Annotated in this window: 22 protein-coding genes and 1 pseudogene; 19 read left to right on the forward strand and 4 right to left on the reverse strand. The window is 42.5% G+C overall.

The window, feature by feature from the left end; genetic code table 11:
- Positions 1–3: 3 nt before the first annotated feature.
- The 7 genes from A5883_RS16495 to adhE all read left to right on the forward strand — a co-directional run bounded on the left by A5883_RS16495 (position 4) and on the right by adhE (position 8,438).
- Entirely contained in the window at positions 4–732 is a 729-nt protein-coding gene (locus A5883_RS16495) for a GntR family transcriptional regulator, LSA1692 subfamily (protein ID WP_005227344.1), read from the forward strand.
- 25 nt (positions 733–757) lie between these two features.
- A complete protein-coding gene (locus A5883_RS16500; protein ID WP_086339080.1) occupies positions 758–2,059 on the forward strand; it encodes a Sapep family Mn(2+)-dependent dipeptidase in 1,302 nt (433 codons plus the stop codon).
- A gap of 124 nt (positions 2,060–2,183) precedes the next feature.
- Positions 2,184–3,131, forward strand: a complete 948-nt coding sequence (locus tag A5883_RS16505) for a N(4)-(beta-N-acetylglucosaminyl)-L-asparaginase (RefSeq protein ID WP_086339081.1) — start codon at positions 2,184–2,186, stop codon at positions 3,129–3,131.
- A 39-nt stretch (positions 3,132–3,170) separates the two neighbouring features.
- Positions 3,171–3,503: a PTS sugar transporter subunit IIB gene (locus A5883_RS16510; protein WP_005227348.1), complete on the forward strand. Its 333-nt coding sequence runs from the start codon at positions 3,171–3,173 to the stop codon at positions 3,501–3,503.
- A gap of 68 nt (positions 3,504–3,571) precedes the next feature.
- On the forward strand, positions 3,572–4,927 hold the full coding sequence (gene celB / locus A5883_RS16515; RefSeq protein WP_086339082.1) for a PTS cellobiose transporter subunit IIC: 1,356 nt from the start codon (positions 3,572–3,574) through the stop codon (positions 4,925–4,927).
- A 17-nt stretch (positions 4,928–4,944) separates the two neighbouring features.
- Positions 4,945–5,463 carry a GrdB-related putative oxidoreductase gene (locus A5883_RS16520; protein WP_086339083.1) on the forward strand — a complete coding sequence of 173 codons (519 nt, stop codon included), beginning with the start codon at positions 4,945–4,947 and terminating at the stop codon, positions 5,461–5,463.
- A 383-nt stretch (positions 5,464–5,846) separates the two neighbouring features.
- Positions 5,847–8,438: a bifunctional acetaldehyde-CoA/alcohol dehydrogenase gene (gene adhE, locus A5883_RS16525; RefSeq protein ID WP_010748754.1), complete on the forward strand. Its 2,592-nt coding sequence runs from the start codon at positions 5,847–5,849 to the stop codon at positions 8,436–8,438.
- A gap of 244 nt (positions 8,439–8,682) precedes the next feature.
- On the opposite strand, the gene arfA is transcribed toward adhE, so the two are convergent.
- Entirely contained in the window at positions 8,683–10,215 is a 1,533-nt protein-coding gene (gene arfA, locus A5883_RS16530) for an arabinosylfuranosidase ArfA (protein WP_077453702.1), read from the reverse strand.
- Between the two features lie 101 nt (positions 10,216–10,316).
- Between arfA and A5883_RS16535 the strand changes: the two genes are divergently transcribed.
- The 10 genes from A5883_RS16535 to sufB all read left to right on the forward strand — a co-directional run bounded on the left by A5883_RS16535 (position 10,317) and on the right by sufB (position 18,636).
- Positions 10,317–11,084, forward strand: a complete 768-nt coding sequence (locus A5883_RS16535; protein WP_015508907.1) for an AraC family transcriptional regulator — start codon at positions 10,317–10,319, stop codon at positions 11,082–11,084.
- 91 nt (positions 11,085–11,175) lie between these two features.
- Positions 11,176–11,661 (forward strand): hypothetical protein, encoded by a 486-nt coding sequence (locus tag A5883_RS16540; RefSeq protein ID WP_086339084.1) that lies wholly within the window; start codon positions 11,176–11,178, stop codon positions 11,659–11,661.
- A 110-nt stretch (positions 11,662–11,771) separates the two neighbouring features.
- Positions 11,772–12,314, forward strand: coding sequence for a GNAT family N-acetyltransferase (locus A5883_RS16545; protein ID WP_086339085.1), 543 nt, complete (start codon positions 11,772–11,774; stop codon positions 12,312–12,314).
- Between the two features lie 187 nt (positions 12,315–12,501).
- Complete coding sequence (mazE, locus tag A5883_RS16550) at positions 12,502–12,726, forward strand: type II toxin-antitoxin system PemI/MazE family antitoxin (RefSeq protein WP_371860490.1); 225 nt, start codon at positions 12,502–12,504, stop codon at positions 12,724–12,726.
- Positions 12,719–13,069 (forward strand): type II toxin-antitoxin system PemK/MazF family toxin, encoded by a 351-nt coding sequence (locus A5883_RS16555; RefSeq protein ID WP_086339086.1) that lies wholly within the window; start codon positions 12,719–12,721, stop codon positions 13,067–13,069. The genes mazE and A5883_RS16555 overlap by 8 nt, the downstream gene beginning before the upstream one ends.
- Positions 13,070–13,374: 305 nt before the next feature.
- Positions 13,375–14,148 (forward strand): Fe-S cluster assembly ATPase SufC, encoded by a 774-nt coding sequence (sufC, locus tag A5883_RS16560; protein WP_005232112.1) that lies wholly within the window; start codon positions 13,375–13,377, stop codon positions 14,146–14,148.
- 13 nt (positions 14,149–14,161) lie between these two features.
- Positions 14,162–15,502, forward strand: a complete 1,341-nt coding sequence (gene sufD, locus A5883_RS16565) for a Fe-S cluster assembly protein SufD (RefSeq protein ID WP_015508910.1) — start codon at positions 14,162–14,164, stop codon at positions 15,500–15,502.
- Positions 15,499–16,743, forward strand: coding sequence for a cysteine desulfurase (locus tag A5883_RS16570; RefSeq protein WP_074934372.1), 1,245 nt, complete (start codon positions 15,499–15,501; stop codon positions 16,741–16,743). Before sufD ends, A5883_RS16570 begins: the two co-directional genes overlap by 4 nt.
- Positions 16,721–17,215: a Fe-S cluster assembly sulfur transfer protein SufU gene (gene sufU, locus A5883_RS16575; protein WP_086339087.1), complete on the forward strand. Its 495-nt coding sequence runs from the start codon at positions 16,721–16,723 to the stop codon at positions 17,213–17,215. Before A5883_RS16570 ends, sufU begins: the two co-directional genes overlap by 23 nt.
- Positions 17,216–17,244: 29 nt before the next feature.
- Positions 17,245–18,636 carry a Fe-S cluster assembly protein SufB gene (gene sufB, locus A5883_RS16580; RefSeq protein ID WP_005232103.1) on the forward strand — a complete coding sequence of 464 codons (1,392 nt, stop codon included), beginning with the start codon at positions 17,245–17,247 and terminating at the stop codon, positions 18,634–18,636.
- Positions 18,637–18,769: 133 nt separating this feature from the next.
- Here sufB and A5883_RS16585 read toward each other — a convergent pair.
- Positions 18,770–20,063 (reverse strand): annotated as a pseudogene (locus tag A5883_RS16585) (ISL3 family transposase).
- Between the two features lie 320 nt (positions 20,064–20,383).
- Complete coding sequence (locus tag A5883_RS16590; protein WP_254907885.1) at positions 20,384–21,454, reverse strand: MATE family efflux transporter; 1,071 nt, start codon at positions 21,452–21,454, stop codon at positions 20,384–20,386.
- A 390-nt stretch (positions 21,455–21,844) separates the two neighbouring features.
- Between A5883_RS16590 and A5883_RS16595 the strand changes: the two genes are divergently transcribed.
- On the forward strand, positions 21,845–22,360 hold the full coding sequence (locus A5883_RS16595) for a hypothetical protein (protein ID WP_008377855.1): 516 nt from the start codon (positions 21,845–21,847) through the stop codon (positions 22,358–22,360).
- Between the two features lie 13 nt (positions 22,361–22,373).
- Entirely contained in the window at positions 22,374–23,660 is a 1,287-nt protein-coding gene (locus A5883_RS16600) for a hypothetical protein (protein WP_074934370.1), read from the forward strand.
- A gap of 270 nt (positions 23,661–23,930) precedes the next feature.
- Here A5883_RS16600 and A5883_RS16605 read toward each other — a convergent pair whose 3' ends face one another.
- Entirely contained in the window at positions 23,931–24,239 is a 309-nt protein-coding gene (locus A5883_RS16605) for a hypothetical protein (RefSeq protein ID WP_008377858.1), read from the reverse strand.
- Positions 24,240–25,028: the final 789 nt, after the last annotated feature.

Consider the following 25,028-nt stretch of genomic DNA (forward strand, 5'->3'; position numbering starts at 1 on the left):
ACGTTGAAAAAACAAGCAGTATTTCAAGAAGTTGCCCAGCAGATTGCGCAACGGGTTCATGAAGGTACGTACGTGACGAGCCAAAAGCTTCCTTCCGATTATGATTTAGCAGAGGAATTTCAGTGCAGCCGTTTAACGGTGCGCAAAGCCATCGATCTATTAATTGGCCAAAATTTGTTAGTGAAAGAAAAAGGCAAAGGAACCTATGTCATGAAACAGCCCAAGATCCAAAGCGGCTCTGGCGGGCTCCAAAGTTTTACCGAGACCGCCAAAATCCAAGGGAAAAAGACCCGTACGGAAGTTTTGCATATCGAAACCGTCAAAGAGCTCCCGATAGAGATTGGTCAGCTGTTTGGCGATTACGCCAAGGAACCAATCGTTTATTTGGTGCGCTTGCGCTACTTTGATGATGAGCCGATGACGGTGGAAAATCTTTACGTACTGAAACGCTATCTGCAAGAAGACACCGCAGAACTCACGAAAGCTCAATTAGAGTCGTCTTTGTATCAAGTCATTGAAGCCAACATCGAGATTGGTTATTCCCATCAAGAGGTGGAAGCTGTGAAAAGTCCTGCCGATATTGCGAAACTTTTACAGGTGCCTCAAGAGGAACCGATGCTTTTGGTCCATTCGATGACCTATTCCGCATCAGCCAAACCGATCTTATACGATATATCCTATTACCGAGCAGACAAATATACCTTCAAAAATACATTAGTGCGTCAAAAATAAAATCAATCCTTTAGAGGTGAAGACAATGGATCCACTCACAGCAAGTATTGAAGCCAATTGGTCAGAATTTCTCACGCTTTTGAGCGAGGTGATGCAGATCGCAAGCGTCAAAGGTGAGCCGGCGCCTCATGCGCCTTATGGCACAGGACCACGAGAAGTGTTAGCATACGTCATGGAAAAAAGCGCAGCATACGGTTTTCAAACAACGGTCATCGATGATGCGATCGGCTATGCCCATTGGGGACCAACGGATACCGACTATATCGGTGTGTTAGGACACTTGGATGTCGTCTCGGCAGGTTCTGGTTGGAGCTACCCACCGTTTGCACTAACTGAAAAAGACGGCAACTTTTATGGCCGAGGGATCTTAGATAACAAAGGCCCGATCATCAGCTGTTTGTTTGCCATGAAAGTATTGAAAGACCTTGGTCATCAACCGCAATTACCGCTGCGGATCATTTTCGGTACAGATGAAGAAAGCGGCATGTCGGATATCCCGCATTATCTAGCGGTTGAGCAGCCACCGCGTTTTGGTTTTACGCCAGACTGCAAGTATCCAGTGGTTTACGGCGAACGGGGTGTCGTCAATGTGCAACTTGATTTTCCATTGCCCGTCCAAGAACAGCAGCTGTTAGCTGCGTTTTCTGGCGATCAATTCCGCGATCATGTGCCAGACCACCTATCGGTAACCGTAGGCAGCCAGTCCTTTGAAGCACTAGGCAAACGCTCCCCTAGCAATGCCCCTGAGCTAGGGGACAATGCCATTACAAAACTTGCGCAGCAAGCGGCACCGCAACTGGCGGCGACACCGTCATTGCAAGCAGCTTTGCAGTGGATCACCCAAAGTTTTCACCAGCAGCACTATGGCGAAGGCATTGATTTGGTACTAGAAGATGCCGACTCAGGAAAATTGATCTTGACCCCTGTGGTTCTCCAAAAATCCGCCAGTGGACTAGCGTTAGAAGTGGCCTTTCGCTATCCTGTATCGGTAACGGAGGAACAAGTGCTCGCTGGGGTGCAAAAGGCATTGCCAAAAGGGGCAAGTCTTACGATCCTTCGCAGCATTCCAGGGTTCTGCCGATCAAAAGATGCCCCCGAAATCCAAAAGCTATCGACAATCTATCACCAAGTAACGGGCAATGATCCAACCCCCGTGACGACTACAGGAGCAACCTACGCCCGCAAGATGCCAAACATCCTTGCTTTTGGTCCGTCTTTTCCAGGGCAAAAAGGGATCGCTCATAACCAAGATGAGTACATGGCGGTTGCCGATCTACGGACGAATCTTGAAATTTATTTGCGCAGCTTACAAGCACTGACAAAATAAGCGAAGACACGAACGAAGAAGAGTTTTTCCAATTTTTTTGAGAAACTCTTTTTTTAGTATAGACATAGTAGTATATACCGTATAGAATATACTTGAAAGCGCTATGAAAAATGGAGGGATATTTATGTGGGGAATGATTGCTACATGGCGGATGGCACACGATGGCGTGCTCGCTGCTAAAGCAATATTAGAGCAACAAGGCTCCTGCCAAGATGCAGTAGAAACAGCCATTAAAGCAGTGGAAGATTATCCATTTTATAAATCGGTGGGGTATGGCGGACTGCCCAACGAAGAAGGCGTGTTGGAAATGGACGCTGCCTTCATGGATGGTGATACCTTCAAAATTGGTGCCGTCGCTGGGATCGTCGATGTGGAAAATCCTATTTCCGTGGCACGCAGCCTAAGTGAGGAGAAATTCAATAGTTTTCGGATCGGCCAAGGAGCGGTCGCTTATGCGCTTGCCGAAGGATTCCAGCCCAAAGAGATGCTGACACCGCGAGCTAAAACCATTTGGGAAAAGCGCAAAGCAGAGATCGCTGCCAACAACCTCGATCCCTATGACGGCCACGATACAGTGGGAGTAGTTGCGCTGGATGAACACCAAAGCATGGCAGCAGGAACCTCTAGTTCTGGTTTATTTATGAAAAAAAGCGGTCGTGTTGGCGATTCACCTTTATCTGGATCTGGTTTTTATGTGGATAGTGAAATCGGCGGTGCCGCTGCCACAGGGTTAGGGGAAGACTTGATGAAAGGCTGCCTTTCCTACGAGATCGTCCGTTTGATGGGAGAAGGGCTAGCACCGCAAGAAGCATGTGATCAAGCCGTTTACGACTTTGAAGCGCGATTGAAGAAGCGCTACGGCAAAGCCGGCGCCTTCTCGCTGATCGCCTTAGATAAACAGGGTCGCTGGGGGGTGGCAACCAATGTAGAATTTACCTTTAGTGTCGCAACCACCAATCAAGAGCCTGCTATTTTTATGGCAACACCAGGACCTGAGCAGACAACCATGATCGAGCCTATTACGAAAGAATGGTTGGAAGCGTATGAAGAACGAATCAAAGCGCCGGTCTAACAACCGCGATTGAGAAAAACAAACATTGGAGGAATGGATATGGCAACGAAAAAAATCTATTTGTTTTGTGAAGCTGGAATGTCAACGAGTATCATGGTCAATAAAATGATGGAAGTCGTCAAAAAGCACAACATGCCTTTGACGATCGAAGCATTCCCTGCGATCCATGCAGAAGAAAAAGTCGAACAAGAAAAACCAGTCGCTATTTTGTTAGGTCCACAAGTACGACACTTAGATAGCAAAATGAAAGCAACTTTCGAGCCAATGGGGATTCCAGTCGGCACGATCGCGACAGAAGCATACGGCATGATGGATGGCGAACGAGCGTTGAAAGATGCCTTAAGCTTGATCAAAAAAGCCAAAGCAAAGTAATAAAAGTGTTGGAGTAACAGGGGACTACGTGTTATCTGCCAGATAGCACGCAGATGGGAGGAAGAAAAATGCAGAAATTTTTAAACTGGTTAGAAAAAGTGTTAACACCGATGGCAAAGACGATCGGTGAAAACAAATACTTGATTGCGATTCGTGATGGTTTCTTATTATCCACACCGTTGTTGATCGTGGGTTCACTCTTTTTAGTCTTGACCAATTTTCCGATTCCAAATTGGAACGAGATGATGAGCAGTTTGCTGGGAGACAACTGGGCAACGATGTTGAATATGCCAGCAACAGCCAGCTTTGACATTATGACGATTTTAGCCGTTGGTGGGATCGGGTATAGTTTGGCAAAACAGTTTAAAGTTGATGCCATGCAAGCAGCCATTATTTCACTCGTTTCTTTTTTTATCGTGACACCATTTACGACCGTTTTCACACCAGAAGGCTCTACGGAAGTATATGAAGTTGGCAGCCTGCCATTACGATGGATGGGTTCTAGCGGTTTGTTCTTAGGGATGGTTGTTGCCTTGATTTCCACCAGAATGTTCGTTGCGTTATTACGCAAAGGGTGGACGATCAAAATGCCTGACGGTGTTCCCCCAACTGTGGTGAAATCCTTTGAGGCGTTGATTCCCAGCTTTGTGATCGTGACGGTCTTTATGATCGCCAACTGGTTAGCCAACTTGACGTCTTATGGCAATCTGCAAGAGATCCTCTTTAAGTTCTTACAGACACCGTTGTTAAGTTTAGGAAATACTTTAGGTGCCATGATCATAGCCTACCTATTTTTGCATTTTTTCTGGTTCTTTGGGATCAATGGTTCCAGTGTGGTCGGCGCTGTCTTCAACCCTATCTTACGAGCATTATCTATTGAAAATTTAGATGCTTTCAAGAATGGCGCAGAAATTCCTAACATCATCACCGGTCAATTTCAAGACATGTTCGCGACCTTTGGTGGGGGCGGTTCGACATTATCTTTGATTTTAGTCATGATCTTAGTCTGTAAAAGCCAACGGGTCAAAAAACTATCACAGTTATCGTTAATCCCAGGTATTTTCGGGATCAATGAACCCATCATCTTTGGGTTACCGATCGTCTTGAATCCAGTTCTGCTGATTCCTTTTGCTTTAGTGCCAACGATCAATATTATTATCTCTTACTTCTGTATGGATCTTGGGTTAGTCAACTATACCAATGGAATTCAACTGCCATGGACCACGCCACCGATTATTTCTGGTTTCTTAGTCAGTGGTTGGCAAGCGTCCGTGTTACAAGTCTTGTTGATCCTCTTAGGAATGGCTATTTATTATCCGTTTATCAAAGTCTTAGATAATCAATATCTAAAAGAAGAAGCGGATACCGTTGAACAAGAAGAAGAGGAAATCAATTTTGATGATTTCGATTTTGATGATCTATAAGAAAAGAGGCACCGCTCATGAAAAAAATAATTTTGATTCTCAATCATGTCACTGCAGGGATGGGAAGTGATGAAAATGCTCAGTTGCCGCCAAGCGGCAAAAAAGCTGCCCTTGGTCCAGGTCGAACCTTGAATCCACTTTTTCAAGAGCAAGACGCACAAATCGTTGCAACGCTTTATTGTGGTGACCAATATTATCACGAGCATCAAGAAGAAGTGAACAAAAAATTTGTGGGGTTTGCTAAAAAATTTGACGCCGATGCCGTTCTTTGCGGACCTGCGATGCATTATCCTAATTTTGGCGAAATGGCAGCAGGATTGACGAAAGTATTCAATGCGCAAGGAATTCCAGGGGCTGCAGCGATATCAGAGGAAAATCCAGCAGTGACAATCTATGCCAAAGACATCTATATCTTGAAGATGCCGAAAAAAGGCGGAATCGGATTGAATGATTCCTACAAAAAGATGGCGCACGTTGTTTCCCAGCTTGCCCACGGAAAGCCTCTAACAGAAGCCGACCAAGAGGATTTGTTTTAAAGAGAAAGACGATCAGCGATGGCTGGTCGTTTTTTTGTCCTCGATAGACACTAATAGCCATTGAAAGAAGGGCAGAATACTAGAGGGAGTATACGGCAATCTTAGATAAAATAGTAGAAGGAAGAGTGATTTTTTTCAAAAGTGAACAAAAAGTTTTTTTAACCTATTGTTCAACTTAGCACATGACATTTTTCTTAATAAAAACCGAAACTTTTGTCCACTTCTTTTCCTTAAAAGTTCTTGAAAACGCTTAATTTAAAGGGAGTTTAATAAAACTGTGAAAAAAATCACAAAAACTATTTACAAACGAAAAAAGATGTTGTATGATCTGTATGTGAAGTAGTTAACAAACAAAACATGTTTAAAAACTAGGAGGACATACAATGGCTAAGACATTGGAAAAAGAAGTGACAATCGACGTACAAGCAATGATTGACGATTTAGCAACGAAGGCAAATGTGGCGTTAAAAGAAATGGAAAGCTTTGATCAAGAAAAAGTGGACCACATTGTTCATGAAATGGCAATGGCAGCATTAGACAAACATATGCCTTTAGCTAAAATGGCAGTAGAAGAAACTGGCCGTGGTATCTATGAAGATAAAGCGATCAAAAACATGTACGCTTCAGAATATATTTGGAACAGTATCAAACATGACAAAACAGTCGGCGTGATCAATGAAGACAAACAAAAAGGCTTGATCGAAATCGCTGAACCAGTTGGTGTCGTTTGTGGGGTAACACCAACAACTAACCCAACATCTACAACGATCTTTAAAGCAATGATCGCTTTGAAAACACGTAACCCGATCGTTTTTGCTTTCCACCCATCTGCACAAAAATGTTCAGCAGAAGCTGCACGTATCGTTCGTGATGCAGCCATCGCTGCTGGGGCACCTGAAAACTGTGTGCAATGGATCGAACATCCATCAATCGAAGCGACTGGCTTATTGATGAACCACCCAGGAATTGCGATCGTATTAGCAACTGGTGGCGCTGGCATGGTCAAAGCAGCATACTCAACTGGTAAACCTGCATTAGGTGTTGGACCAGGGAACGTACCTGCATATATCGAAAAAACAGCGAAAGTGAAACGAGCAGTCAATGACTTGATCGTATCAAAAACTTTTGATAACGGAATGATCTGTGCCTCTGAACAAGCAGTGATCGTTGATAAAGAAGTCTATGCCTCTGTGAAAGCAGAATTTGAAGCACATCAAGTCTATGTTGTAAAAGCAAAAGAATTACAAAAACTTGAAGATGCCGTGATGAACGAAGGAAAATATGCCGTAAATCCAGCAATCGTTGGACATTCAGCAATGGAAATTGCGAAATTAGCAGGCATCAACGTACCAGAAGGAACAAAATTATTGATCGCTGAACTTGACGGTGTCGGTGCTGATTACCCACTATCAAGAGAAAAACTTTCTCCAGTTTTAGCAATGATCAAAGCAAACAACACAGAAGACGCGTTCGAAAAATGTGAAGCAATGCTTGATTTAGGCGGATTAGGCCATACAGCGGTGATCCACACTGAAAACGAAGACTTGCAATTAGCATTCGGCCTACGCATGAAAGCTTGCCGTATCTTAGTTAACACACCATCTGCAGAAGGTGGTATCGGAAATATCTACAACGAAATGATTCCATCATTGACACTTGGTTGTGGTTCATACGGGAAAAATTCTGTATCACGAAATGTTTCTGCTGTGAACTTGATCAATGTGAAAACTGTAGCGAAACGGAGAAATAATATGCAATGGTTTAAATTGCCACCAAAAATCTTCTTTGAAAAGAACTCTCTAATGTACTTGGAGAAAATGGAAAACGTTGAACGTGTCATGATCGTTTGTGACCCTGGTATGGTTCAATTCGGCTATTGCGATACGGTTCGTGAAGTACTTGCTCGTCGTAAAAATGACGTGAAAATCGAAGTCTTCTCTGACGTAGAACCAAACCCATCAACAAACACCGTTTACGCTGGAACAAAAATGATGGTTGATTTCAAACCAGATACAGTGATCGCCCTTGGTGGTGGATCAGCAATGGATGCTGCCAAAGGCATGTGGATGTTCTATGAGCACCCAGATACTTCATTCTTCGGCGCGAAACAAAAATTCTTAGATATCCGTAAACGGACATACAAGATCGACAAACCAGAAAAAACGCAATTCGTTTGTATCCCAACAACGTCTGGTACTGGTTCTGAAGTAACCCCATTTGCGGTTATCACTGACAGTGAAACACACGTGAAGTACCCATTAGCTGATTACGCATTGACACCAGATGTAGCAATCGTTGACCCTCAATTCGTAATGTCAGTACCTGCTTCTGTTACAGCAGACACTGGAATGGACGTTTTGACTCATGCGATCGAATCTTATGTGTCAGTAATGGCATCTGATTACACTCGTGGATTGAGCTTACAAGCAATCAAGTTAGTCTTTGACTACTTAGAAAAATCAGTGAAAACACCTGATATGGAATCTCGCGAAAAAATGCATAATGCCTCAACAATGGCAGGTATGGCCTTCGCCAATGCATTCCTAGGTATTTGTCACTCAGTAGCCCACAAAATCGGTGGTGAATATGGTATTCCTCACGGACGTACAAATGCGATTCTTTTACCGCACATCATCCGTTACAATGCCAAAGACCCACAAAAACATGCAATGTTCCCTAAATATGACTTCTTCCGTGCTGATACAGATTACGCAGACATTGCGAAATTCTTAGGCCTTAAAGGCAAAACAACGGCTGAATTGGTTGAAGCATTGGCAACAGCTGTTTACGAATTAGGACAATCTGTTGGTATCGACATGAGCTTGAAAGCGCAAGGCGTCACTCAACAAACACTAGATACAACAGTTGATCGCATGGCTGAATTGGCTTATGAAGACCAATGTACAACAGCAAATCCAAAAGAACCACTAATCTCTGAATTGAAACAAATCATCGTTGATGCCTATAACGGCTAAACAATGAATCAAGAACACCCTGCGGTATCTTAGCTGCCGCAGGGTGTTCTTTTGTCGTCTCTTTTTTTGGAAAAGTAAGCCGGCAGTTGCCGCCTTTTTGCCCAGATCAGTTAAGAATGCGAAAAATAGCAAGTGAACAGGGGGGACCATAAAAAAGGAGTGGATTTCTCCACTCCGTAAAAGTCTCGTTTTTTCAGGATGTCACCAAGGCTGCTGCTTTTTTTGGCTAAAACAGATACGCTCGTTACTTGCTGACGTTTTTCTTCAAGCGTAGCATCTGGAAGCTTTGTTTTTCCAAGACGACACGCAAAATGCCGTCATTCAATTCCGCTGTTTTTCCATTGACGGGCACAACGTTGTTCGGGGTTGCTTCGGTATTGACGGCATGCAAGTCTGGGTGGTGTAAGACTTGATGGGTAGCGATTTGCAATGAATCATATTGACGCAAGTCGCAAGTGAATTCATTGGCATCCTGCAAATCCTTATTTACTAAGAAAAAGGTCAAATAGTCATCTTCGTTTTCGATCGCAATGGCATCCACATAAGAAGCTTTTCCGTGGCTGCTATCGAAATCAGCTCCTCGAAGGATGCTATGCAACACGTGACCGCGACCATAGTTGCTGATCATTTCATAGGGATAAAAAATCGTTTGTTTCCAAGCGGCAGTATCGGAAGTCATGATCGGTGCGATCACGTTGACCAGCTGTGCCATGCAGGCGATTTTGACGCGATCTGCGTGATGAAGCATCGTGATCATCATGCTTGCGACGAGTAACGCATCTTCAAAGTGATAGACGTCTTCTAATTGTGGTGGGTGTTGACTCCAAGGTTCAATTTTTTGATCCTGTTCATTTGAGTGATACCAGACGTTCCATTCGTCGAAGGAAATATTGATCGTCTTCTTGCTTCGGCGTTTGGCTTTCACTGCATCACAGATTGCTGCGACTTGACTGATGAACTGATCCATTGCGACATTGCTTGCTAGATAATCTTGGCTATCGCCATTACGGTTGCCATAATATTGATGCATGGAAATGTAGTCGACTTGATCGTAACAATGACTTAATACTGTATCTTCCCACATGCCAAAGGTCGGCATCGTGAGAGAAGAACTACCACAAGCGACGGTTTCGATCGTTGGGTCCACCAGACGCATCGCTTTGCCAGCTTCTTCTGCGAGACGGCCATATTCATCGGCTGTCTTATGTCCTTCTTGCCAAGGACCGTCCATTTCATTGCCTAGACACCAAAGTTTGATGTCATGAGGATCGGCCACCCCATGGGCACGACGGAGGTCACTATAATAGCTGCCGCCTTTTAAATTGGTGTATTCGATCAAGTTTTTTGCTGCTTCGATTCCTCGTGTCCCAAGATTGATCGCCATCATCGGTGCCGTATTGACTTGCTTGGTCCAATCCATAAATTCGTTTAAGCCGAACTGATTGCTTTCGATTACCCGCCAGGCCAAATCGATTTTTGCTGGCCGTTGCTCTTTAGGGCCGACGCTATCTTCCCATTTATACCCAGAGACGAAATTGCCTCCTGGGTAACGGACGATCGGCACATTCAACTGCTTGATCAAGGCAGCGACATCTTGACGAAAGCCTTGCTCATCGGCAAAAGGACTTTCTGGTTGATAAATCCCTTCGTACACACAGCGCCCTAAGTGCTCCACAAAAGAGCCGTAGATCCGTTCGTCGACTGGTGCCAAAATAAAGTGTTTGTCTAAATACATCGTAGTTTTCTTCAATTTTGCAACCCCTTTCTTTTCTTTCATTGTAGCGATAGTCCATGAAAATAAACACTACATTCTGTCTTATTCTATTGACGTTTTGTCCGTTTTCTTTATACTAAAGGCAAGTAGGAAGGAGTGAGAAGTTGAACGTAACCTATTCAGGATTTCAAATGCACAATGCTGTTTCCGATCATATTTATCGCCCCTCTGGCTTAAAGCATTATCTTTTCGTGTTGACGTTGTCTCCAATGGTTTTCACTTTTGAAGATGGTCATCAAGAAACTAGTGAAAAAGGTAGCTGCATTCTTTTTCCTCCAACCGTCTATCAAGATTATCGTGGCAAAGAAGATTTTTTTAATAGCTTTGTTGAGTTTCAAACGGATCAGGTGATCGAAGAAACCTATGCGATCCCTTGTAACCAACTGTTCCAGCCGAAAAATATTCAACAAATCAACAAATTGATCCAAAAGATCAATCATGAATCCTTGTTGCCACAACGGCACACGGAAGAATTGATCGCGGCGTATATGACAAATCTATTGGTCTTACTTGAACGCAATTTTGAAGAAAGCATCCCGCAACCACAAAACGAACACTATCAACTGTTTCAAGCGATGCGGTTGAAAATGTTAGTCAATTGTGAACAGCAATGGGATTTTTACCAGTTTAGCCGAGAGCTTTCCATCGGTAAAAGCCAATTCTATAAGCTCTATCAACAATTTTTTCATACCACGCCCAAAGAAGATTTATTGCAAGCTCGGTTTCAAAAGTTTTTTTATTTACGCAGCAACGAAACACTGACGATTCGAGAGGCGGCGTTTCAATCTGGGTTCCAAAACATCAACCATTTTAATCGGCTCTTTGCGAAGCGCTATGGCTGTGCACCGACAAAGTACCAACAGGAGCAATAGGCAGGTCTGATCGGTAAAAACGCAGAAAAAAGTCCGACGAATTCTTGACGGATGAAAGAGAAAACGGGACAATGTCATTAGGAGGTGGCGTATGGATACAGAAACGATCGTAAGCGAACTTTCTAAACGTTCAAACGAATTGGAAGCGCTACAAAGCAAGTTGAGTCAAAGCCAATTAATGAACAATGAAGCGGCACAAACGTTCATTTTTGACTTAAAGGATTATTTAGATAGCTTAAAGCTCGTAACGGATTTAGTACCGTCAGCGGCCACTACAACAGTGGAAGTTGACCAGTTGTCGTTCGTCTTAGGTGAACAAAATCAAAGCATCCAGCAGCTGCTGGTTATTTTGGAAGAAGCCGAAGCAAATGACGACCAGCGCTTTTTCGGCAAAAGTGCGGGAGAAGTGCGGCGGATGATTGGCAGTCTGTCTGGGATCCTGGAACTAAACGGTCTGTTGCTGCAAGACAATCGGGGCTTTCAGCAAGTCGTGAAGGAAACTGGACCGCTTCAGGTGACTGAAACAAAGGAAGTCCCTGAGAAAAAAGGGTTTCTCCAAAAGCTTTTTGGGAAATAAGCACTGATCGTCGATCGCAATACGTGTACTTGTATCTCAAACGGTTCTCCATAATGCGTGAAGAACCCTTTAAGGAGACGACTTTTTTTAGGAGAAAGGGGGGCTTGAAGATGGCAGAAACAGTCACACTTCAATCGATTACGGAAGAAATGATTGCTGAACTTTGGTCGATCAGCTATGGGCCTAAGGCAGATTTAGAATGGAAAAAATGGGACGGACCGTATTTCCAAGACCCCGTGTTGACGTGGGAAGAATTTCGAACGGGGTTTGGCGCTAGCTGTATCGACAACCCGTTACGTAAAGCGATCAGCTATCAAGGAAGAATCGTAGGGATCGCGACCGCTTATTGGGAAGACAATACCTTGCAGCAGTGGTTGGAATTCGGGATAGCCATCTATGATGCTTCCCTTTGGAATCAAGGCATTGGCAGCCAAGCAATTCGTCAGTGGATCAATGAGTTGTTTGAATCACAGCCTCATATCCAGCGTGTCGGTTATACCACGTGGTCGGGCAATCACCGCATGATGAAACTAGGAGAAAAGCTAGGGATGACCAAAGAAGCCCAGATCCGCAAAGTCCGTTTCTGGGAAGGCACCTATTATGATTCCATCAAGTATGGCATCTTGCGAGAAGAATGGGCACAGCAGAAGTGAAGGTAGGGGATGCGAGATTTTTTCGTGTCCTCTTTTGTTGTTGATGATTTATCAGATGCATTTTGCGTATAGTAAAGTACCTAGTAAAAAAGGGGGCTGATCTCCTAGCTGTATTTTGTAATTACAGTAACTACGTGGTGAAATAGACTATATATGTTATGAAGGAAAGGTGATTGTTTTGGATACAGTGAAAACAAGAAAGCAAGGAAATGCGGTAATGGTCACGCTAGCAAGTAAGTTTGAGATTCCTGCTGGTAAGACCTACTTTATCAGCAAAGAAAACGATGGTACGATTTCCTTGATTCCTAAGATCGATGATTATTTTTTAGCTGCGAAAGAGAAAGAATTTGTTGATGAAGAAGATATGCTAGCTGCTGATTTTATTGTTGAAGGCAGGCAGCTTGATGAATAGGCTCGAACAAGGGACTCTTGTATTTATTGATTTTGATCCCTCGAAAAGGAGTGAAATCAAAAAGCGCAGGCCTGCTTTAGTCATCAGCAGGGATGAGTACAGTTACACCTCAAATTTGATCATTGTTTGTCCAATAACGAGTACAGATAGGAAGCGTCCTTACTTTGTCGATATTCAACACGATAAATTGAAACCTGGGAGTAAAGTAAATACAAAGCAAGTTTATACGCTATATTATTCCGAGCGTGACGGTAGAAAGATTGAAATATTAGGGAAACTATCAAAAAAAGAACTGATTAATGTTGCACAGCATTTTATGATGAACTTTAATTTTCCATTATAGTTAAAAAAACAGCAGGATGGAAAAAGTGAAGGACCCTCACAAAAAACGAGTGAGGGTCCTTCACTTTGTTTTCCTAAGAATACAAGGTTTCAACAATAGAGAAAAGAAGATAGTGGAAAGATAAAAGTAAAATTTCAAAAATAGTCGACTTTCTGAACAATAACCATGTACTATCTCTATGTAATACTTTATAATAATTCCAATGTACAGATTATAAATATTTTAAAAAAGTCGGGAATAGCGTTTGAAGTTCATTCTCAATTAGTCTAAAATAGTGAGAAAGAAAAGATACTGGAGGGAAAGAAATGTCAGTTTTAGAAATCAAAAATCTACACGTCCAAATCGAAGATAAAAAGATCTTAAAAGGCGTTGACTTAGTGTTAAAAACTGGAGAGATCCATGCCATCATGGGACCAAACGGTACAGGGAAATCAACCTTGTCCGCTGCCATCATGGGTAACCCGAATTATGAAGTGACAGAAGGGGAAATTTTGTTCGACGGCGAAAACGTCTTGGAAATGGAAGTGGATGAGCGAGCTCGTTTAGGTCTGTTCTTGGCGATGCAATACCCAAGTGAAATTCCAGGCATCACCAATGCGGAATTCATGCGGGCAGCGATCAATGCCAAACGTGACGAAGACGACAAAATCTCTGTCATGGATTTCTTGAAAAAATTAGATGAAAAAATGGATTTATTGAATATGCCAGAAGAAATGGCGGAACGCTATTTGAATGAAGGCTTCTCTGGTGGAGAAAAGAAACGAAATGAAATCTTACAATTGTTGATGCTAGATCCAACCTTTGCGATTTTGGATGAGATCGACTCTGGTCTAGATATTGATGCCTTGAAAGTCGTAGCAAAAGGCGTCAATGAAATGCGCGGCGAAGGCTTTGGCGCTTTGATCATCACCCATTACCAACGTCTGTTAAACTACATCACACCAGACGTGGTTCATATCATGATGGAAGGCCGTGTCGTGATGACCGGTTCGGCAGATTTAGCCAAACGCCTAGAAGCAGAAGGCTATGCTGGGATCAGTAAAGAGTTAGGGATCGACTACAAAGAAGAAGAAGCGTAAGGAGGCAAGGTAAATGGCAAAATTACAGGATTATCTTGAACAAGTCAACGTTTTTTCAGCGTTAAAAGAAGAGCCTGAATGGATGTTGGAATTACGCCAAGCAGCCCTTGCGAAAGTGGATGAACTTGCGTTTCCAAAAATCGAGCGGGTGCGTTACGAGCGTTGGCCATTGTTCAATATCGACGAACAAGCACTTGCTGGTGAAAAAGAATTTGCAGGCTTCATCGATCCAACCTTACCTGCAAGTGAATCTAAGGAGACAGGTGCTGGCTTGGTTCCCGCCTTTGACGCGATGGATAACCATCCGACTCTCGTTCAGTTTGATGACACCACCATCTTTGAGCAATTACCGCAAGAGCTGATTGACAAAGGCGTGATCTTCACCGACTTGTTTACAGCAATGAAAGAAGTACCAGAGTTGGTCAATCAATACTACATGACCAAAGCAGTACCAATGGATGAAGACAAAATGACCGCAGCACATGCGGCGTTTATGAATAGCGGCATGTTCTTGTATGTACCAAAAAACGTGGTGATCGAAGAACCCCTTGAAGCGATTTTCTATCACAATGGCAATAGTCAAGCGCATTTCTTCAAACACATTTTGATCGTTGCTGATGAGCACAGTGAGTTCAGCTACTTGGAACGTTTCCAAACCAAAGGCGACCAAGCGAAAAAACTGTCTGGCAATATCGTAGTGGAAGTGATCGCCAAAGCAGGTGCGAAGGTCAAATTCTCTGCGATTGATCAGTTAGGTGTCAACATCACTACGTACATGAATCGTCGCGGCTACGTATTACGAGATGCGATGGTAGATTGGGCAATTGGAGTCATGAATGACGGCGACGTCGTGGCGGACTTTGATTCTGATCTTGTAGGCGAAGGCGCGCATTCGGAAGTCAAAGCGGTCGCCATCAGTGCTGGGCGTCAAACACAAGGAATCGACACTCGCGTCACCAACAAAGCACCGCATTCCATTGGCCATATCCTGCAACACGGCGTCATTAGAGAACGCGGCGTCTTAACCTTTAACGGTATCGGACACATTTTAAAAGGAGCAAAAGGGGCGGACGCGCAACAAGAAAGTCGTGTCTTGATGCTTTCTGACCAAGCCCGTGGCGATGCCAACCCAATCCTTTTGATCGATGAGCACGAAGTAACCGCCGGACACGCAGCCAGTGTGGGACGGGTCGATCCAGAAGAAATGTACTACTTGATGAGTCGTGGGCTGCGCAAAGCAGAAGCGGAACGTTTGGTGATTCGTGGCTTCTTGGGCTCCGTCTTGACCGCGATCCCAGTCAAAGAAGTGCAACAAGAATTGGTTGCCGTTATCGAAGGGAAGTTACTCGCATGATCGATGCCCAAAAAGTGAAACAAGCGTTTCCCATCTTGGATCAGCTCGTAAATGACGAACCATTGGTCTACCTCGACAATGCTGCCACTACGCAAAAGCCAGAGGCGGTGCTGCAGGCGATCACCGATTATTACCATCAAGACAATGCCAACGTTCATCGTGGGGTCCATACCCTCGCAGAACGGGCGACCCATTCCTATGAAGGCGCACGGGAAAAAGTGCGCAGCTTTATCCATGCGAATGAAACGGCGGAAGTGCTGTTTACTCGAGGGACGACCACTGGTTTAAATTGGGTCTCCCGCAGCTACGGCGACCGTTTTGTCAATGAAGGCGATGAAATCGTGATTTCCTATATGGAACATCATTCCAATATCATCCCTTGGCAACAATTAGCAGCCCGAAAAAAAGCTACCTTGAAATATATCCAGCTGACGCCAGAAGGCACCTTGGACATGGAAGATGCCAAGAAACAGATCACTGAAAAAACCGCTATCGTTTCGATCGCTCATGTTTCCAATGTTTTAGGCGTGATCAATCCGATTGCGGAGCTAACCAAATTGGCGCATCAGCACCAAGCCGTCATGGTGGTGGATGGTGCTCAGGCTGTTCCACATATGACAGTTGATGTCCAAGCACTGGATTGTGATTTCTATGCCTTTTCTGGCCATAAAATGTGCGGACCAACTGGCATCGGTGTCTTGTACGGCAAGCGGCAATGGCTGGATCAGATGGAGCCCGTCGAATTTGGTGGGGAAATGATCGATTTTGTCCATCTGCAAGAAAGCACGTGGAAAGAACTGCCGTGGAAATTTGAAGCTGGTACACCAAATATTGCCGGTGCGATCGGTTTAGGTGCATCGGTGGATTACTTAACAGAAATCGGCTTAGAAAATATCCACGCCCATGAAGCAGACTTAGCTGCTTACGTTTTGCCAAAACTGCAAGCCATTGAAGGCTTGACCATCTATGGCCCCCAAGAAGCAGCAAAACGCACGGGAGTGATCGCCTTTAATCTAGCAGGCATCCATCCTCATGATGTTGCCACCGCTTTAGACATGGAAGGCATCGCCGTACGGGCAGGTCATCATTGTGCCCAACCCCTCTTGACCTATTTGCAAGTCCCAGCGACTGCACGGGCCAGCTTTTACCTGTATAATACAAGAGAGGACGCCGATCGACTGGTTGACGCCATCAAGCTGACGAAGGAGTTTTTCCAACATGGCACTAACGAAATTAGATAATTTGTATCGACAAGTCATTCTGGATCATTCCAGCCACCCACATCATCGGGGCACCTTGGATGATTCAACGTACAAAGTCGAATTGAATAACCCTACCTGTGGCGACGTGATCCACTTGGAGCTCGCTGTCGAAGGAGACACCATCAAAGACATCGCGTTTACTGGCGAAGGCTGTTCCATCAGTACCGCCAGTGCATCCATGATGGGGGATGCGATTATCGGTAAGACACTAGCAGAAGCTGGTGAGCTATCAGGCTTGTTTTCTGAACTCATCCAAGGAAACGACATTCCCCAAAGCGATCGCTTAGGCGATGCTTCCATGCTTGGAGGTGTGGCGAAGTTTCCTGCACGCATCAAGTGTGCGACCTTAGCTTGGAAAGCATTAGAAAAAGCTATTGCTGCCGACAGTACACAAGCATCTGTCAGTCACAGCCACGCCAATGAATCTGACACTGAAGAAACCAGCGAATAGACAACCGCACTACAAAAGGAGTGAGAACCATGGGTGTACCCGAATTAGAAGAATATAAATTTGGCTTCCACGATGACGTGCAGCCTGTTTTTAGTACCGGCGAAGGATTGACCGAAGACATCGTCCGTGAAATCTCACGGGTCAAGCAAGAGCCAGAATGGATGCTTGAGTTCCGCTTGAAGTCTCTTGAAGCCTTCAACAAGATGCCCATGCAAAACTGGGGCCCAGACCTGTCTGACATCGATTTTGATGCCATCAAATATTACCAAAAACCAAGTGATCGTCCTGCCCGTGATTGGGATGACGTACCAGAAAAAATCAAAGAGACCTTTGAGCGCATTGGTATTCCAGAAGCCGAGCGGGCATACCTGGCTGGCGCTTCTGCCCAATACGAATCAGAAGTCGTTTACCACAACATGAAAGAAGAGTTTGAAAAACTTGGCATCGTTTTTACCGATACCGATTCAGCCTTGAAGGAATACCCTGAGCTGTTCAAACAATACTTCTCAAAATTAGTCCCACCAACCGATAACAAGCTTGCTGCTTTAAACTCAGCCGTTTGGTCAGGTGGTACCTTTATCTATGTACCAAAAGGCGTTCGTGTCGATGTGCCATTACAAACCTATTTCCGAATCAATGCCGAAAATACCGGTCAGTTCGAACGCACATTGATCATCGTTGACGAAGGCGCCAGCGTCCATTACGTCGAAGGCTGTACCGCCCCAACCTATTCAAGCAATAGTTTGCACGCAGCCATCGTTGAAATTTTTACCCTAAAAGACGCTTACTGCCGCTACACCACCATTCAAAACTGGTCAGACAACGTCTACAACCTAGTAACCAAACGGGCCAAAGCCTTAGAAGGTGCTACCGTTGAATGGATCGATGGCAACCTAGGTGCCAAAACAACCATGAAATACCCAAGTGTGTATCTTGATGGCAAAGGCGCACGGGGCACGATGCTTTCCATTGCCTTTGCAGGTGCCAACCAAATCCAAGATACTGGTGCAAAAATGATCCATAACGCACCAAATACCTCCAGCTCCATCGTCTCAAAATCAATTTCTAAAGACGGCGGTGCAGTAAACTACCGTGGACAAGTCACCTTCGGCAAGAAGAGCGCAGGCTCTATCTCCCATATCGAGTGTGACACCATCATCATGGATGACCTATCGAAATCCGATACCATCCCATTCAATGAGATCCACAACAGCCAAGTGTCCCTAGAACACGAAGCCAAAGTCTCCAAAATCTCAGAAGAACAACTGTACTACCTAATGAGTCGCGGTCTTTCCGAAAGCGAAGCAACCGAAATGATCGTCATGGGATTCGTCGAACCATTCACCAAAGAATTACCGATGGAATACGCAGTCGAATTGAACCGGTTGATTAGTTATGAGATGGAAGGTTCTGTGGGGTAATTGAATTGCATAAGCTAGAAATGCCTATTTGAAGGCGTTTCTGGCTTTTTTTGCTCTTTGTCAATAAGGACTGATGAGTTGTGCAAAATCAAATCTGGGTCAGAATGAACCACATTCTGGCTCAGATTTTTTGTTATCTTACATTGATTATTTGATTGATCAAAAAGATTCTAATTCTCATGTTCTCGAATGATTTAAATCCGTAGGATACTCGTTTCATTGTCTTTATGTGGGTATTCTTCGCTTCTATTTTCCATTGGAATAAGGTTAGATCATTGCGTTGGTAATGCCTTCTTCATAGGTCAGAAGGTTTTGAAGCTTCTCCCGAAAGCCACCATCTAACGTTTCTGGAAGTTCTGCCAATAAGGAGAAAAATAAGTCAGGGTCTTTGTCTCGAAAGGCTTCAACTAATTCATGAAAAATGGGATACGCCTCCTTTAGGGGCGTAGAAAACTCAAGCAATCGATCAATCATCATTGCTTCAGTAAGAAATGGGTATTTTGGTGCTCGGAAACTTTTCCATGTTTTGTATTCATAATGGTTGATGTTTGCACGATTTTTTAGCAAAAAGCGCCAGTTCTTTTTCAGTTTTTCTGCCTGGTTTTTCTGTCCTGCTTTACGAAGTTCATTCATTTCACGGATACGCAACTCATTGAACGCTTGATTCATGTGTTTGACAATATGAAAACGATCAATCACTACTTTCGCATTTGGCAGAACACGTTTGGTGAGCTGGAAGTAGGCAGCGTTCATGTCTGTCACCAAGAATTCTACTTCTTCTGGATTGGTACAACCTAAGAAATAGCTTGTTAATCGAGGTAATTTACGCATAGGCAAAACATCTAATAATTTTCCTGTTTCGCCATCTGCGCAAATAAAGCTCATTTTATCTTCTATGGAAGCATGCGAGCGAAATTCATCAACCATCAATACTCTGGGGAGAATCTTCTTAGATTGCTTTGGCAAATAGCTTTTAAACTCTTTCAATGTACGAATAACGGTGGTCAAAGATACCTGACAGCTTTTCGCAATAAAAGATAAAGATACTTTTTCAGTCAGTAAAGAAGCAATTTTATATCTAACATGATTTGCGATTGAATGTCTGGGTTGGACGAAATAACTTTGAGCAGTCCAATGGGTGCGGCAGTTTTTACAGGTATAGCGCTGCTTTTTTAGGCGCATAACCAAAGGCATATGATTGCATTGTTCAAAACGGACAATCGTTTCCTTCTTCCCATTTTTCACTATAATTGCTTTCCCGTTTCCATCTACCACAGTAGAACCACAACTTCTACAAGCTCGAGGAGTAGGCGAGAGAACAGCATCGACGACCAACGTCTTTTTCTTCTGAAGGGTCTCGTAAGAGACCTCTGTAATCATCAAATCTTTCTCTATTATTCTCAGCATTTTTTGATAGAATCATTCATATAGCATATCGTCCTCTCAGTTTGTTTATTTTGTGGTGATTTAATCATACTAGAGAACGATATGTTTTTTAATATCTAAAATGAAAATGGGGCTGAAGAATCAATTCTGATTCATCAGTCCCATAAATTATAGAGCCCTTTTTTCATGTGAAAACAATTACCACTTACGTCAACGTATGCTGATACCATTTCTTCCCTCAAAATCGCAGCAAGAAAATCAGGCCCCGAACGCCCCATTCGATGGTCATCACGACATAAATCCCTGTCAATCCATAAAACAAAACGATACGAGCCAAGTACCCCATACCAATCCGGAAAATTTAAATCGAAAGCAGCGAAGCGATGGTCGTGAAGTTGGTATCGCCAGCAACGCGCAATGCAGCAGGCAAAATGAAGACAATGCTCCAAGTTAGAAAGTGCATCACGATGGCAATCAAATAAAGCCGATAAATCGCTGGAACAATAACTGCCGGCGGATTGAACAGGCGCATCCCATATGAAAAGAAGGGCAGCAGACTTAAGTTAATCACAAGAAACGCCACCATACCAGTCAAAACAAAGGCCTTCGTAAACTTCTTGGCGTCTGCGATATTGCCCCGTCCAATACTTTGGCCCACGATTGGCACAAGTGATGTGGCCAAGGCGCTAGGAATGATTTCTAAAATCTGAATCCCTGAAGACGCAATCGCGTTGGTAGCAATCACATTGGTTCCAAAACTGACGATCATTGTTTGGATAATGATTTTTCCGCCATAAAAAAACAAAGAGTCAGCAGCAAAGGGAATACTGATCTTTAACACTTTGCTGATGACTTTCATGCGAATATGCATAAGTCTTCTTTCTTTAATATAAAGAGCCCGCGATTGATGCGCAATGTGTAGACAGCAAAGAGCAACCCAATCATCCCCATGCCTAATACATGCAAAAAGAGAATATTGAAGACAATGTAGACAAAGTTCATTAGCAAAGATAATTTTAAATGAGGCCTTCGTGTGGCCAATCCATCTCAAACTGCCATTGGTTCCTTCTAATATTGCTTGCAATCGGTATGAGGCCAATAGACCCAACAAATAAATCTTGGCATGGTCCAAAACCAGCGACTCTGCTTGTCCGAATAACAACTGCAAGATACCTTTCTGAAAAACAGCAATCAAAATACTGACTGAACAGGCCAAAAAGACGGTACCGTAGACTGTGCCACTGCACACTTTGCTATGTTGTTTGCGCTCTTTTTTGGCGAAATATTGTGCCATCAAGACTGTTCCACCCAATCCGACAGCAGTAAACGTATTGACCAAGAAGAAATGCAAACTGCCAACCATACTGACCACACTAACTGTTTCTGTACCAGCGGAGCTGATCATCGCTGTATTGACAAAATTAAAACTCACATGAAAAAATTAATCGAGGATCACGGGTAACACAAGAGCGAGGATAAACGGATAAGCAATATCTTGCCCGAAATAAACATTCTTTAGCCAATTGCCGCTATGATGCAGGATAGACTTGATCATATTCAACGAGGACACACCTTATATTTAATTTTGCACACGGTTTCATTTTTATGCTATCGTTTATGGTAGCTTATGTCAATATGGAATAAGTCGAAGGATGTGCAAATTGGCGAAATTGTAAAGGTTTATCTCGGATTTTTTATCACCTGACAAAAAGGATTAGGTGTTTTATGAAAAAGACAGTGGAAACGCAAAATATACCTTGCTACGACTGAAAGTAAAGGCTATTATAATCTTGTTAATAAATAAAATAAGGGTGGTAAAAAAATGAAAGAGTACCAAGATATTATGGGTAAATATCAGAAACAAAAGCAATACTATAAAAAAGTCATAGTAGTATCTATCGGATTGATCCTACTAGCAAGCCTCATCGTTTTTTTAGATGTGGTAAGAATCAATCCTTTGCTTGTTTATTTGGTGGGAATGAGCACTGCTCTTTTTTATGCAAATAAAACTCGTGTTGAAAGTAAATCATATGCACAATTAAAAAAATATTTGCGAAAAGCAAATCCAAAATTATTGCAACAAGAAGCGCTTGTCTTTTTTATTGACCAACAACTCAATAAACTTCCTCAAGAAGAAGCAAGTGGTCTTTTTGATTGGTTAGCAGAAGAAAAAAAATGGCAAGACAAGAAGGAACGGTCATATTTCCATGGAAAAGTGGATGAATTGCGTGCGTATTATTTGTTCCTCAACGATATGACCGATGATGAAGAGAATGGGGAAATCACTTTGGATACATTTCGGGCATTAGGAATAAACAAATATAAAGAGTTGGTCTAATAGGAGAGAAAGAATGAAATTAAGAAAAGAGTTATTAGGGATTGTTTTGGCTTTTTCAATGACAGGGATCATTGCAACCTCTGTGAATGCAAATGCCTACCAAGATGTCTATGATCAGCAAGAAAAACAAGAACAAAAAATCAATAAATTGCTTCAATCAGTGTTTATCTCAGAAGATGAACAAAGCACATTAGAACATGAATTGACCTCGTTTGATCAAGTGAAGGATCGTGAAAATAGACAAGGTTTATTGGATTTGATTGCGCAAAGTGAAGCAACGCTCGCAAAAGTTGAAAAGAATGTGTCATCTGCAGAAGCCAATGCCGTTAAAACAGAACTTAGCCAAATCAAAACACAACTAGATGCGTTGGCTAAAAAAAGCGATGAAGCGTTTATTACCAAAGATGATCAAACGCAAATCAATGAAATCACAGAGAAGTATCAAACGGTATTTGGAACCAGTGAAATTACACCTGTCAGGTCTTTAGCAAATGAAGTAACAACACTGGCTAAAGCAGTCGAGAGGCATCAAAAAGAACTGATTTCTCTAGTTGATAAGCTCAAAGAAGATAACAAAGCAACAGATACATTGCTGAAAAAAGACTATTTGTCAGAGCGCGATAAAAAAGACTTAACGCAAAACAAAGCAGTCAACCAAACATTTTTCGAAGATGCAGATGAAAAGACAGCTGTTGAAGAACGACAGAGTGATTCGGCGAAGCTGATTGAAAACATCAGGCAAAAGCAAGAAGCGACTGCTAAAGAATTCAAAGACTATGAATTTAAAGCCAAATCACTGATTAAAGAAACAACATTATTGCTTGATGATGGTGATCTTACGAAGGATGAAACAAAAGAGCTTACAACTGCGAAAACAACTCTGGAAGATTCATTGGCGTTGAAAGATTACTCACCAGGTACCTTAAAAGATGACTTTGCTGCATTGGATAGTCAATATGACAGTGCAAAGACAAGCAGTGACAAACGGATCGCTGATAAGAAGAAAGAAGCCGAAGCGGCTGCAAAAGCTGAGCGTGAGAAACAGGCCAAAGAACAAGCAGAAGCCGCAGAGCAAGCGAAAGCTAATGAGGAAGCAAATCAGGCGAATGCCAACCAAGCCACCCCATCTCCTTCATTGGTTGGCGAATGGTACCAAGCACCTGCAGGGTATAAGTTCTTGAAGGTCGAAAGTGGCAAGACCTATGGACAAGTAAAGATTCCAGAGAACTTCACGTTGATTACAGATTCAGAAGCACAGAGTTATAGTCCGGGTCATGGTAACGGATATGCGAAGCAATAATGAATAGCCACGTCAGACAGACCAAATTTGAGTATTTGGTCTGTTTTTCTATATGCAAAAAATAAACGAATAATAACGATGTAACAGATGCCTTTGTTTTCGTTCATCAAAATACTACCTTATTAATAATTGGAATAATTTTATCGTAAAGTAATAGTTTTAGAATATTCGGACTGTTTTCTCGTCCAAAAAGAAGTTGGCAAATCGAAGAAAAAAACTGATTGATAACGGTATCAATCAGTAAGAGCTTAAAACGATCGAAGATTAGTATTACTTAGCATCGTTTTCTTTAAAGTAGTCATCAATGTAATCCTTAATTTTTTCAAAGTCCTTAGTCAGAAAAAATTTTGAAGGAACTTTTATGATAGGGAGGTTATTTTCATTATCAAAAGGAGCAAATGGCTCAGGAAGGACCAAGTAATCAACAGTATCTTTATCTCTCAGATAATTGATTGAAACGTCGTAAAACGGTGAAAAATAGTCTTTGAGGCTTGTGTCTCTTTGATAAAGAACACCTGGAGTTAATGGTGTGTAAGATAATCCATTGCTCAAAACTAAGACAAAACAAATTCTTTTCATAAAAAATCACCTTTCCTTTCGATTAAATACTAGCGTCATCTCAACAGTCAAGGATTCGTTATTCATTTAATAAATCCATTTTAATAGACAAATGGATAAAATAGTGAGCAATAGAAAAATAATTCAGTTGTTGGGTAGAAGGGAACCAACAATCACAAGTTGTTCCTTTAAAAAACAAGAGATAGGAAAATACCAAGAACAATTGTGGTTAAGATTTCTAGAGCTCTTTCCAGAAACAAATTGTTGCTTTTTAAAAATATTGTTTTCTTTTTATAAGGGAACCAAAATGACTGGTTTGCGTAGTCTGGCGGGTACACGAGATCTAAAATACCACTGATTAACAGTAATGGAATTGCTTCGAAAATATTGTCATGGACGGCTAAATAAATATAGTATGTTAACAAAGAAATTTGAGCGATCCGTAGATATCTTAGGCTGGTAACTGTATGGTTCATCAAATCATCCTTTCGTAAATGATTATCTCATATTGAATGATTTGGTCAAATTAAAATTATAAAATATTTATTTATTTTAATGTTGAAAAATAAATTCTTTTGATTTAATAAACAATTTATAAATATCCTAAACAGAGGATATTTGATGAATTATCAAAGGGGATTTTCAGCTATTTATTTTAGAACGTTTTAGAGAGGATTCGTTTGAAAAGAGTTTCAGGATAATAAGTTAGTCTATTAAATCATTAGCAAAGTATGCACGTTGGACGAAATTAGTAGATTAATCAACAGCGATTTTTTTAAATAATGGTTATTTTGCTAAAACAAAAAATTA

The organism is Enterococcus sp. 5B3_DIV0040 (genome assembly GCF_002140755.1).
Classification (GTDB): domain Bacteria; phylum Bacillota; class Bacilli; order Lactobacillales; family Enterococcaceae; genus Enterococcus_D; species Enterococcus_D casseliflavus.

Excerpts from the sequence above, each read along its gene's own strand:
- A5883_RS16500 (WP_086339080.1), top strand. The coding sequence starts at position 758 with ATGGATCCACTCACAGCAAGTATTGAAGCCAATTGGTCAGAATTTCTC.
- A5883_RS16505 (WP_086339081.1), top strand. The coding sequence starts at position 2,184 with ATGTGGGGAATGATTGCTACATGGCGGATGGCACACGATGGCGTGCTC.
- A5883_RS16510 (WP_005227348.1), top strand. The coding sequence starts at position 3,171 with ATGGCAACGAAAAAAATCTATTTGTTTTGTGAAGCTGGAATGTCAACG.
- celB (WP_086339082.1), top strand. The coding sequence starts at position 3,572 with ATGCAGAAATTTTTAAACTGGTTAGAAAAAGTGTTAACACCGATGGCA.
- A5883_RS16520 (WP_086339083.1), top strand. The coding sequence starts at position 4,945 with ATGAAAAAAATAATTTTGATTCTCAATCATGTCACTGCAGGGATGGGA.
- adhE (WP_010748754.1), top strand. The coding sequence starts at position 5,847 with ATGGCTAAGACATTGGAAAAAGAAGTGACAATCGACGTACAAGCAATG.
- arfA (WP_077453702.1), bottom strand. The coding sequence starts at position 10,215 with ATGAAAGAAAAGAAAGGGGTTGCAAAATTGAAGAAAACTACGATGTAT.
- A5883_RS16540 (WP_086339084.1), top strand. The coding sequence starts at position 11,176 with ATGGATACAGAAACGATCGTAAGCGAACTTTCTAAACGTTCAAACGAA.
- A5883_RS16545 (WP_086339085.1), top strand. The coding sequence starts at position 11,772 with ATGGCAGAAACAGTCACACTTCAATCGATTACGGAAGAAATGATTGCT.
- A5883_RS16555 (WP_086339086.1), top strand. The coding sequence starts at position 12,719 with ATGAATAGGCTCGAACAAGGGACTCTTGTATTTATTGATTTTGATCCC.
- sufC (WP_005232112.1), top strand. The coding sequence starts at position 13,375 with ATGTCAGTTTTAGAAATCAAAAATCTACACGTCCAAATCGAAGATAAA.
- sufD (WP_015508910.1), top strand. The coding sequence starts at position 14,162 with ATGGCAAAATTACAGGATTATCTTGAACAAGTCAACGTTTTTTCAGCG.
- A5883_RS16570 (WP_074934372.1), top strand. The coding sequence starts at position 15,499 with ATGATCGATGCCCAAAAAGTGAAACAAGCGTTTCCCATCTTGGATCAG.
- sufU (WP_086339087.1), top strand. The coding sequence starts at position 16,721 with ATGGCACTAACGAAATTAGATAATTTGTATCGACAAGTCATTCTGGAT.
- sufB (WP_005232103.1), top strand. The coding sequence starts at position 17,245 with ATGGGTGTACCCGAATTAGAAGAATATAAATTTGGCTTCCACGATGAC.
- A5883_RS16595 (WP_008377855.1), top strand. The coding sequence starts at position 21,845 with ATGAAAGAGTACCAAGATATTATGGGTAAATATCAGAAACAAAAGCAA.
- A5883_RS16600 (WP_074934370.1), top strand. The coding sequence starts at position 22,374 with ATGAAATTAAGAAAAGAGTTATTAGGGATTGTTTTGGCTTTTTCAATG.
- A5883_RS16605 (WP_008377858.1), bottom strand. The coding sequence starts at position 24,239 with ATGAAAAGAATTTGTTTTGTCTTAGTTTTGAGCAATGGATTATCTTAC.